This window comes from Heyndrickxia sp. FSL W8-0423, assembly GCF_038009395.1.
Taxonomy (GTDB): domain Bacteria; phylum Bacillota; class Bacilli; order Bacillales; family Bacillaceae_C; genus Heyndrickxia; species Heyndrickxia sporothermodurans.
Genome location: NZ_JBBPBE010000001.1, coordinates 3,622,137 through 3,633,723, shown reverse-complemented (window position 1 = coordinate 3,633,723; position 11,587 = coordinate 3,622,137). Strand labels below are relative to the sequence as shown.

Sequence of the window (11,587 nt, the reverse complement as noted above, 5' to 3'; positions counted from 1 at the left end):
TTATTGCTTTAAGCCTTCTTCTAATGTCTCAAGCATCATATTCTTTTCTTGTTCATCCGCATGATTCCAAATTACTTCAAACAAAACACCTAAGCCGGGCAGCATTTTTTCTTCTCCTCTTTGAATCGCATCAACAATTGTATCCTTTAATTGTGCTTGGTCATTTCCGGATACATTATGAATAATGGCATTACGGAGATTTAAGTTCATTTTGTAGCACTCCTTTTATTATATTTCTTTAACATTTGCTATTAGCATGTCACGAATTAGAATGTTATATGTATATAAATTACGATATAATGAGATATTGATAAGTGAAGAGGAGAATACAAGTGAAATATATCGAGTCATTGAAAAATCCGCAAGTGAAACAGTGGAAAAAATTATTGACTAAAAAAGAACGTCAAAAAACGAATTCCTATTTAGTTGAAGGTTTCCATCTTGTTGAAGAAGCACTAAAATTTAAAGAGGACATCATTGAATTAATGTATAGTGAGGAAATCGAAATTCCTCAAGAATGGGATATTCATGGACTTCAAGTAACAAAAATTACTTCAGAAATTAGCAAAGCGATTTCGGATACCGAAACAGACCAAGGCATTTTTGCAGTTTGCCAAATGAAAACCCCTTCTGAAAATGACTTAAATGGAAAATCATTTTTGCTATTAGATGCAGTCCAAGACCCAGGGAACATCGGTACAATGATCCGTACTGCAGATGCCGCTGGATTGGATGCCGTTGTTTTAGGAGAAGGAACGGTTGATGCATATAATCCTAAAGTCATTCGTTCCGCACAAGGCAGTCATTTTCATATTAATATACTAACGGGACAATTAGATGAATGGATTAATAAGCTTCAACAAGAACAAATTCCTGTCTATGGAACGGCATTGGAAAACGGAATCCCTTTTAAACAAGTTCAGCCACAAGATTCTTTCGCGCTTATAGTTGGAAATGAAGGGAATGGGGTATCCAAACATTTATTAGAGTTAACAAAGCAAAATTTATATATCCCAATACACGGACAAGCAGAATCATTGAACGTTGCAGTAGCCGCTGGAATATTAATGTATTATTTAAAGAAATAAATTTGAATTTCATTTCACAAAATACTATAATATATACAATTGCATAAATGATAAAAGACAATGATAGGGAAAAGTAGTTTAATGGATCCATTTAGGGAGAAAATGCCAAAGACTGGGAGCATTTTTATGGAATATTAAGTGAAATTCACCCCTGGAGTCAGCATCGGGACCGTTTCTATTGAAATGTAAAGATGCCTCGGTGAAAAGCCGTTATTTAATGAAGTTGAGCATAATATTTTTTGATGCTAATTAGGGTGGTACCGCGATGATAACCTCGTCCCTTCTAAGGACGGGGTTTTTTTATGCTTATTTATTAAAGGAGGTAGAAAAGATGGAGCAAAAATTAAAAGATTTACAAGGAGAAGCCTTAGCAAAAATTGAGCAAGCGGAAGACTTAAAGTCTTTAAACGATGTTCGCGTTGCATATTTAGGAAAAAAAGGGCCGATAACAGAAGTTTTAAGAGGAATGGGGCAGCTTTCAGCTGAAGAACGTCCGAAAATGGGTGCCCTTGCCAATGAAGTAAGGGAAGTAATCAGCAAGCAAATCGAGTTAAAAAGTGAAGCATTAGAAAAAGCCGCAGTTGAAAAACAATTAGCGGAGGAAACGATCGATGTTACCCTTCCCGGTCGCCCAGTTAAAGTAGGTAATCACCATCCATTAACAAGAGTAGTAGAAGAAATTGAAGATTTCTTTATCGGTATGGGATATACGATAGCTGAAGGACCGGAAGTAGAAAAGGATTACTACAATTTTGAAGCTTTAAACCTTCCAAAAGGACACCCAGCTCGTGATATGCAAGATTCCTTCTATATTACTGAAGATATTTTATTAAGAACACATACTTCCCCAGTTCAAGCGAGAACGATGGAAAAACATGAAGGAAAAGGACCAGTTAAAATTATTTGTCCTGGGAAAGTGTATCGTCGGGATAATGATGATGCAACCCATTCCCACCAATTTATGCAAATTGAAGGTCTTGTTGTAGATGAAAACATTACAATGGGGGATTTGAAGGGCACGTTAGAAGTATTTGCGAAAAAAATGTTCGGTGCTGAGCGCCAAATCCGCTTACGTCCAAGCTTTTTCCCATTTACAGAGCCATCTGTTGAAGTGGATGTATCTTGTTTCTCCTGTGGAGGAGAAGGCTGTAATGTATGTAAAAAAACAGGCTGGATTGAAATGCTAGGTGCCGGAATGGTTCACCCAAATGTTTTGCAAATGGCTGGATTTGATTCAACTAAGTATACAGGATTTGCATTTGGAATCGGTGCAGAACGAATTGCGATGTTGAAATACGGAATCGATGACATCCGCCATCTATACACGAATGATACTCGTTTCTTAAAACAATTTTCTGTACATGAGTAAAAGCTAGGGAGGAAAAGATATGTTAGTTTCATATAAATGGCTAAATGAATATGTAGACTTAAATGGTCTATCCGCAGAAGAATTAGCAGAAAAAATAACGAGAAGTGGAATTGAAGTAGAAAGTGTTGAACATAAAGCCGCCTCTATTAAAGGCGTCGTTGTCGGTCATGTATTAGAATGCGAAAAGCATCCAAATGCTGACAAATTAAATAAATGCTTAGTTGACCTTGGCGACGAAGCACCAGTACAAATTATTTGTGGGGCTAAAAATGTTGCCAAAGGACAAAAAGTAGCCGTTGCTACTGTTGGGGCTGTTTTACCGGGAAACTTCAAAATTAAAAAATCAAAATTACGTGGTGAAGAATCAAATGGGATGATTTGTTCCCTGCAAGAACTTGGGATTGAAGGAAAGCTAATTCCGAAGGATTTTGCCGAAGGAATATTTGTATTTCCAAACGATGTAGAAGTGGGTTCTGATGCATTAGCATTGTTAAATTTAGATGATAAAATTCTTGAATTAGGTTTAACACCGAACCGTTCAGACTGTTTAAGCATGTTGGGTGTAGCCTATGAAGTAGCAGCTATTCTTGGTACGGAAGTTAAACTACCTGCTATCGAGAAAGCAACTGATTCTGAAGCTGCAAGCGATTATATTTCAATTAAAGTCGATGCACCGGAAGAAAATCCACTATATGTGGCGAAAATCATTAAAAATGTAAAAATCGGCCCTTCGCCATTGTGGATGCAAACAAGATTAATGTCAGCAGGAATCCGTCCACATAATAATGTAGTGGATATAACAAATTACATTTTACTTGAATATGGTCAACCGTTACATGCCTTTGACTATAATACATTAGGTTCAAAAGAAATTGTTGTTCGCTTAGCCCATGAAGGGGAAAAAATCACTACACTTGATGACACCGAAAGAACGTTAAAAGCTTCTCATTTAGTTATTACAAATGGAAAAGACCCAATTGCGATGGCGGGTGTTATGGGTGGTGCTAATTCTGAAGTTAGCGATTCTACGACAACCGTATTACTTGAATCGGCTTATTTTAACGGTCAAACCGTTCGTAATGCGTCTAAAGACCACGGATTACGCAGTGAAGCCAGTGCCCGTTTTGAAAAGGGTGTCGATCCGAACCGTATCCATGATGCAGCGGAGCGCGCTGCCGAATTAATGGAAAAATACGCATCCGGTGACGTTTTGTCTGGTGTAGTAGAAGTAAATACATTACGAGTTGAGCCTGCTGTTATTGAAATTACGTTAAGCAAAATAAATCAAACATTAGGAACAACCATTACTTCAAATGAAGTACTTGAAATTTTTAACCGTCTACAATTTGACGTGAAATCAGACGGTGAAATTTTTACGATTACAGTACCAACCCGCCGCGGAGATATTACGATTCAAGAAGATCTTATTGAGGAAGTAGCACGTCTATACGGATATGATAATCTTCCAACTACATTACCTTCCGGTGAAACAACACCAGGCGGATTAACTGAAAATCAAAGAAAACGTCGTGCTGCAAAAAGATTTTTAGAAGGTGCAGGTTTAAATCAAGCAATCACTTATTCATTAACAAGCGAAGAAAAATCTAAGAATTATGCAATTGAAAAAAGAGATCCGATACGTTTAGCGATGCCGATGAGTGAAGAAAGAAGCCACTTACGCTTAAGCATTTTACCTGGATTATTAGACGTTGTTTCCTATAATCTTGCCAGAAAAAATGATTCCGTATCTATATATGAAATAGGTTCAGTATTTTTGAAAACTACGGATCATGATCAGCCTGATGAATATGAACATTTAGCAGGAGCAATTACTGGATTATGGCATTCTCAACTATGGCAGGGTGAGAAAAAAGCAGTTGACTTTTATGTAGCAAAAGGTGTTGTTGAAGGATTATTCGAAAAACTTGGTGTAAGTCAACATATCTCTTATCAAACTGCACAAATTGACGGCATGCATCCAGGAAGAACGGCTGAAATCGTTTTAGATAATGAAGTAATCGGTTTTATCGGTCAAATTCATCCACAAGTTCAAAAGGAATTGGATTTGAAAGAAACATATGTATTTGAACTAATGACGAAACCAGTATTTGAGTTCAATGTTAAGCCATTACAATATATGTCGATTCCACGATTCCCATCTATAACGAGGGATATTGCATTAGTGGTTGATAGCACGGTGAACGCCGGCACATTGAAAGATATTATTGAAACAGCGGGCGGATCATTATTAAAAGAGGTTTCGATTTTTGACCTTTATGAAGGTGAACATATGGAACAAGGGAAAAAATCCATTGCTTTTTCATTAAAATATTTTGATCCGGATCGTACATTAACAGATGAAGAAGTCGTAAAAGCACATGAAAAAGTGCTTAAGGAAGTGAAAGAACAAACAGGTGCTGAATTAAGAGGGTAGAAAAAAACGCGGAACTTCCGCGTTTTTTTTATATTAGCTTTAATGCTTTTTCAGTATTTGCAAAATGAATTTTAGCAAAATCTTTTAAAGCAGGACGGCCTTTCTTTTTAATTAATCGTGCAGCAGCCTTATCGACCTGGTGTCCTGCCCCTTTTGGTAAGGTGAATCCTGCTTTTTCACTTAATTTATCAAATTCTTTTATAAATGCATATCTTGCTAAGATAGAGGCTGCTGCTACTGCTAGATGGACACTTTCTCCTTTCGTACTAAAGTAAACATTTTCGGTGCAAATTTCCTTTTGTCCCTTTAAATGACGATAATACGTATCTGCTTCAACGAATTGATCAATCAAAATTGCTTCGGGTTTTTCGGGTATTTTTTTCAAAAGATTATTCAATGCTTTGTTATGTAATAATGCTTTCATTTTACCTTGTGTCATTCCACTTGCTTGCAATTGATTGTATTTTTCATTATGTAATATTAATAGACTGTAAGGAATGGCGTGAAGCAAATCCTTGGCGATCGTTACAATTTGGGGGTCGGAAAGATCTTTAGAATCCTTTACGCCCAACTCCTTCAGCAAAGGGATTTGTTCCTTTTTAACATAGGCACTAACAACTGTGATAGGTCCAAAATAATCACCTGTTCCTACTTCATCAGAGCCAATCAGTGACATTGTTGAAATGTCGGGCGGTAACGGTTTTCCAGATGTTTTATTTACCTTTGTCTTTTTTGGGATTGTTGAAGCTTCTCCCCATTTACTAGCTTCATCGGAATGGAAATTTCCTTGGAACATAACCTTTCCTGATCGGTAAGCTGTAATCGTGCAGCCATTTTGTTTAGCAGTAAAAATTGCTCCAGGTGGATTTTTTTCAAGGAGTGACTGTGAATAATAATCCTTCATTTTATTTATCATTTCATGGGAAACTTTTATGACAGTGTTTGACATATGAACAACCTCCATTAAGTAATTATATAATATGTTGTATACGAAATTAGATACTTTCGACATTAATGGACAAAATCTTTCCAACTTATTCATTCCATGTTATTATAAACAATAGGATTTTTAAACCGAGGGGGCAAAAAAGATTGACTGAAAAAAATCGCATAACGGTCGGAATATATGGACAGCAATATACTATTGTCGGTACGGATTCGGCAAATCATATACGCCATGTTGCCTCATTAGTTGATGAGAAAATGCGTGATATTAGGTCCCAAAACCCCTCATTAGATACTAGTAAACTTGCTGTTTTAACAGCTGTAAACGCCGTACATGATTATTTAAAATTGCAGGAAAAAATAGAGATTCTCGAAAAACAACTTCAACAATTAAAGGACTGAAGTCATGGTTAATTTAGTTATTCTATTAATCTTAATCATTGGATTTTTTGTTGGTCTGAAGAGAGGATTTATTCTTCAACTCATTCATATTACCGGTTTTATTATTGCATTTGCTGTAGCGTATATGTATTTTAAAGATTTAGCACCACATCTTAAACTATGGATACCGTATCCGGCATTGGATGAAAACAAATCGATATCCATGTTATTAAGTGGATTAAATCTAGAAGATGCCTATTATCGGGCAATTGCTTTTGCTATTATTTTCTTTGCAACAAAAATTATTTTACACATTATTGGATCGGCACTAGATTTTGTTGCACGTATTCCGATCTTAAAACAATTAAATGTTTGGGCTGGGGGCATATTAGGCTTTCTCGAAGTTTATTTAATTATCTTCATCATCTTATATATTGGAGCCCTGCTTCCGATCGAATCGATTCAACATGCACTTGATCAATCATTTATTGCCAAAGGAATAATTAAAAATACGCCAATACTTTCAAATCAAATTGAAAACTGGTGGATTAGCAATATTTCGTAGAAACTTCTCTTCATGGGGAAGTTTTTTCTTTTTACATGCCTTTTCAAATCATTTTTGCTAGTATATATGTAAATATACAAGCATAAGAGCTTTCTTCGACAGAAAGGAGATTGAATTTGTTATGGATAAAAAGTCGATTATTCGATTATTAGAACATATAGCTATTTATTTAGAAATAAAAGGAGAAAATTCCTTTAAGGTTTCGGCTTATCGCAAAGCGGCTAAGAGCTTGGAGGCTGATCGTAGAAGTTTAAGTGAAATAGAAGACTTTACAATTATTGAGGGAATTGGAAAAGGTACCGCAGAAGTAATAAAGGAATTTATCGAAACGGGAAAGTCCACACTACTTAAAAGTTTGCAGGACGAGCTGCCAACCGGATTGATCCCGCTCCTCCAACTTCCGGGATTAGGAGGGAAAAAAATTGCTGCTTTGTATCATGAATTAGGAATTACAGACGTTAATTCACTAAAAGATGCATGTGAAGAGGGCTTAGTCCAAAAATTAAAAGGATTCGGACCAAAAACGGAAGATAAAATTTTGAAATCAATTGAGGAATTTGGTTTAAAACCTAGTCGCTTTTCGATTCCATATATGTTGAAATATATTGAACTATTTGATGAGGTATTATCTACCATGGATAATGTCATTCAATTTTCTCGAGCAGGAAGTTTAAGAAGAGTACAAGAAACGATGAAGGATTTAGATTATGTAATTGCAACGGTAGAACCAAAACTAGTTAAAGAACAGTTATTTCGATTATTTGAAGTATCTGAGGCAATTGCTGATGGAGATACGAAAGTTACCCTCTGTGTTGCAGATACAGTTAATATAGATATTCGTCTCGTCCATCCTATAGAATTTGCTACCACATTGCATCATTTTACAGGTTCAAAAGAACATAATGTACGAATGCGTCAACTCGCCAAAAAACGTGGGGAGAAAATTAGTGAATATGGTGTTGAAAACCTAAAAACAGGTGAAGTACTTACGTTTGCCAATGAAACGGAATTTTTTCACCATTTCGGATTGCCATATATTCCACCGGAAATTCGAGAAGATGGCAATGAAGTGGATGATTTTACTTCCGATATACAATTAATCTCATTAAATGATATTATCGGTGATCTACATATGCATACGACTTGGTCTGACGGAGCAAATTCCTTGGAAGAAATGGTAAATGCTTGTAGGCAAAAGGGTTATAAATATATGGCTATTACAGACCACTCGAAATATTTAAAAGTAGCGAATGGATTAACAGTGGAAAGAATAAGAGAACAAAATGCAGAAATTAGAAAATTAAATGAGAAATATGATGATATCCTCATATTATCCGGGATTGAGATGGATATTCTCCCGGATGGTACACTTGATTTTGAAGATGAAGTATTAGCGGAATTGGATATCGTTATCGCTTCCATTCATTCTAATTTTAACCAGCCAAAATCAAAAATTATGGAAAGATTAAAGACTGCTTTGAATAATCCTCATGTTGATATTATAGCTCATCCAACCGGGCGCTTAATTGAGAGAAGGCAAGGCTACAGCGTTGATATAGATTTACTAATTGAATTAGCAAAGGAAACGAATACGGTTCTTGAATTAAATGCGAATCCTAATCGACTCGATTTAGCAGCGGAAAATGTTCGAAAAGCGCAAGCAAATGGCGTGAAAATAGTCATAAACACAGATGCACATAATATAAAAAACCTAGATTATATGGAATATGGTGTAGGTACGGCAAGAAAGGGTTGGATTGAAAAAGATACAGTAATTAATGCGATGGAACCAGAGGAACTATTGAAATTTTTGGGGAATAAACATCGTTAAAATGGTAATGGTTATAGGTTGAGATCGGAAACATCTTTTCATCCTTTCACCTCTAACCTCGAGAAATAGGAGGCTTGCAACTTGTTATGCAAGAAAAAATACTTAAAACATTAGAATTTAACAAAATTAAAGAATTGCTTTTGGAGCATGCATCCTCGTCACTTGGACAAGCTAAAATACGTGAATTAGTTCCATCTTCCTCATACGATGAGGTATTGGAAATACAGGCAGAAACAGATGAGGCCAGCCATGTACTTCGGCTAAAAGGTCATGCACCGTTAACAGGGATTTACGATATTCGACCACATATAAAAAGGGCTCAAATTGGCGGGATATTAAATGCTATGGAATTAGTTCAAACCGCCAGCACTATTTATGCAGCGCGAACAATGAAAAGATTTATCGAAGGTTTGCTTGAAAATGCAGTTGAGATTCCGATTCTTGAAGAAAAGGCGGAACAAATCACGATTCTTACACCACTTGAACACAAAATTAAAAACGCGATTGATGAAAATGGAGAAGTTCTTGATGGAGCGAGTGAAACGTTGCGACAAATCCGTCAAAAATTACGTTCAAATGAAAGTAGAATTCGTGAAAAACTTGAAAGCTTGATTCGTTCTCGAAATGCTGCCAAAATGCTTTCTGATGCAATCATAACAATAAGAAATGATCGTTACGTGATTCCTGTAAAACAAGAATATCGATCTAATTATGGTGGAATCGTTCATGATCAATCAGCATCTGGACAAACCCTTTTTATTGAGCCGCAATCTGTCGTAGAACTGAATAATCAGTTAAGAGAACTTCATATGAAGGAACAACAAGAAATTGAACGGATATTAAGCGAATTATCAGCAGAAGTTGCTGATTCGGGTGATGAGTTAGCTACCATGGTCGAAATCATGGGAGAATTTGATTTTATCTTTGCAAAAGCACGCTTCGGAAAAACAATTAAAGCGACAAAGCCAATCATAAACAATCAAGGGATTATCCAATTAAATAAAGCAAGACATCCGTTATTGCCTATCGATGAAGCAGTTGCAAATGATATCACCTTAGGGAAAGACTATACTTCTATTGTTATAACGGGGCCAAATACAGGTGGAAAAACCATTACACTTAAAACAATAGGGATTTGTACATTAATGGCACAAGCCGGATTACAAATTCCTGCTTTGGATGGTTCTGAAGTCTCTGTATTTAAAGAAGTATTCGCTGATATTGGTGATGAACAATCGATCGAGCAAAGCTTAAGTACCTTCTCCTCCCATATGGTAAATATTGTAGATATTTTGAAGCATGTTGATCATGAAAGCCTTGTCCTCTTCGATGAATTAGGTGCTGGAACCGATCCACAGGAAGGTGCAGCGCTGGCAATTTCAATTTTGGACGAAGTGTACGGACGAGGGGCAAAAGTGGTTGCTACTACTCATTATCCTGAGCTAAAGGCATATGGGTATAATCGAGAAGGAGTGATTAATGCAAGTGTTGAATTTAACGTGGAAACGTTAAGTCCAACTTATCGACTATTGATTGGTGTACCCGGAAGAAGTAATGCGTTTGAAATTTCGAAACGATTAGGGTTATCTGAACATGTCATTCAACATGCCAAATCATATATTGGTGCGGATACGAATCAAGTGGAAAATATGATTGCTTCTTTAGAAAAAAGCAAACGCGAAGCCGAAAGAGAACACCAAGAAGCACTCGACTATTTAAAAGATGCCGAAAAGCTCCATAAAGATTTACAAAAACAAATGATCGAATTTTACGAACAACGAGACAAAATGTTTGAAAAGGCGGAATTAAAGGCGGCGAAGGTCATTGAGGAAGCAAAAGAAGAAGCGGAAGAAATTATCCGTTCTTTACGTAAGATGCGACTCAATAACCAAGCAGTGATAAAGGAACACGAGTTAATTGAAGCACGAAAACGTTTGGCAGATGCTGTACCTACACTTGAAAAGAAATCAGTTAAAAAATCAGTAAATAAAAAGCATCAATTTGTTCCCGGAGATGAAGTGAAAGTCATTAGTTTTAATCAAAAAGGCCACTTACTGGAAAAAGTTAATGATGAAGAATGGCAAGTACAAATGGGAATTATGAAAATGAAAGTAAAGGAATCCGACATGGAATTTATCCAATCACAGCAAAAAGTTGAAACAAAGCCTCTTGCAACTGTGAAGGGTAAAGATTATCATGTCGGATTAGAGCTTGACCTACGTGGTGAAAGATACGAGAACGCCCTACTTAAGGTAGAAAAGTATATTGATGATGCATTATTAGCAGGCTACCCGCGTGTATCAATTATTCACGGAAAAGGAACAGGGGCACTTCGTCAAGGAGTTCAAGAATATTTGAAACATCATCGCTCGGTAAAACGTATAAGATTAGGTGATGCAGGTGAAGGCGGAAGCGGAATTACTGTCGTTGAATTTAAGTAAAGACATACCTTTACCGAAAACCTATTCGAGATATTAAGGAGTCAATGAGTGATGATGAACCATTTTTGGGAAAATCCCTTTGTTTTAACAGCAGGATATTATAGTGTCGTAGTTTTATGTATGGTTGTGTTTTTAGTCATATTTGAAATCGTTACAAAGTATCGAAATTGGGAAGAGATTAAAAAGGGTAATGTTGCGGTAGCAATGGCAACTGGAGGAAAGATTTTCGGGATTGCCAATATTTTCAGATATTCAATACAACATCATGATTCTCTTTTTGTCATGATAGGATGGGGATTTTACGGATTCCTATTGCTACTAATAGGATATTTTATCTATGAATTTTTGACCCCAAAGTTTAAAATAGATGTTGAAATTGAAAAGGATAATCGAGCAGTTGGCTTAATTTCGATGATAATTTCAATTGGATTATCATTTGTTGTTGGAGAAAGCATTTCATAAGGTAACTTGGAAGGAAATAGGTGAGATAAGCAAATGGAAACATTAGCAAAAGTTTTACTCGCTGTATGTGC

At 36.2% G+C, this 11,587-nt stretch carries 10 protein-coding genes and 1 other annotated feature; of the genes, 8 read left to right on the top strand and 2 right to left on the bottom strand.

The features are described from left to right. Positions 1–210 (bottom strand): small acid-soluble spore protein SspI, encoded by a 210-nt coding sequence (sspI, locus tag MKY81_RS18610; protein WP_066227033.1) that lies wholly within the window; start codon positions 208–210, stop codon positions 1–3. A 122-nt stretch (positions 211–332) separates the two neighbouring features. Between sspI and MKY81_RS18605 the strand changes: the two genes are divergently transcribed. The 3 genes from MKY81_RS18605 (at position 333) to pheT (ending at position 4,891) form a co-directional block, all read left to right on the top strand. Next, the gene (locus MKY81_RS18605; protein WP_325946355.1) at positions 333–1,088 is read left to right on the top strand and encodes a TrmH family RNA methyltransferase; all 756 of its coding nucleotides are present in this window, start codon (positions 333–335) and stop codon (positions 1,086–1,088) included. A gap of 51 nt (positions 1,089–1,139) precedes the next feature. Then, positions 1,140–1,373: a binding site (T-box leader), on the top strand. A 46-nt stretch (positions 1,374–1,419) separates the two neighbouring features. Further along, positions 1,420–2,457: a phenylalanine--tRNA ligase subunit alpha gene (gene pheS / locus MKY81_RS18600; protein ID WP_108070331.1), complete on the top strand. Its 1,038-nt coding sequence runs from the start codon at positions 1,420–1,422 to the stop codon at positions 2,455–2,457. 19 nt (positions 2,458–2,476) lie between these two features. Continuing rightward, complete coding sequence (gene pheT / locus MKY81_RS18595; RefSeq protein WP_341118523.1) at positions 2,477–4,891, top strand: phenylalanine--tRNA ligase subunit beta; 2,415 nt, start codon at positions 2,477–2,479, stop codon at positions 4,889–4,891. Between the two features lie 28 nt (positions 4,892–4,919). Here pheT and rnhC read toward each other — a convergent pair whose 3' ends face one another. Beyond that, complete coding sequence (gene rnhC / locus MKY81_RS18590) at positions 4,920–5,840, bottom strand: ribonuclease HIII (protein WP_066227047.1); 921 nt, start codon at positions 5,838–5,840, stop codon at positions 4,920–4,922. A gap of 143 nt (positions 5,841–5,983) precedes the next feature. Here rnhC and zapA point away from each other — a divergent pair, with 143 nt between their 5' ends. The 5 genes from zapA (at position 5,984) to MKY81_RS18565 (ending at position 11,516) form a co-directional block, all read left to right on the top strand. Next, positions 5,984–6,238, top strand: a complete 255-nt coding sequence (gene zapA, locus MKY81_RS18585; protein WP_066227050.1) for a cell division protein ZapA — start codon at positions 5,984–5,986, stop codon at positions 6,236–6,238. A gap of 4 nt (positions 6,239–6,242) precedes the next feature. Next, the gene (locus MKY81_RS18580) at positions 6,243–6,782 is read left to right on the top strand and encodes a CvpA family protein (protein ID WP_066227053.1); all 540 of its coding nucleotides are present in this window, start codon (positions 6,243–6,245) and stop codon (positions 6,780–6,782) included. Positions 6,783–6,903: 121 nt separating this feature from the next. Beyond that, complete coding sequence (gene polX / locus MKY81_RS18575; RefSeq protein WP_066227056.1) at positions 6,904–8,613, top strand: DNA polymerase/3'-5' exonuclease PolX; 1,710 nt, start codon at positions 6,904–6,906, stop codon at positions 8,611–8,613. An 86-nt stretch (positions 8,614–8,699) separates the two neighbouring features. Beyond that, on the top strand, positions 8,700–11,054 hold the full coding sequence (locus MKY81_RS18570) for an endonuclease MutS2 (RefSeq protein WP_066227060.1): 2,355 nt from the start codon (positions 8,700–8,702) through the stop codon (positions 11,052–11,054). A gap of 54 nt (positions 11,055–11,108) precedes the next feature. After that, complete coding sequence (locus MKY81_RS18565) at positions 11,109–11,516, top strand: DUF350 domain-containing protein (protein WP_066227473.1); 408 nt, start codon at positions 11,109–11,111, stop codon at positions 11,514–11,516. The last annotated feature ends 71 nt before the right edge of the window (positions 11,517–11,587 follow it).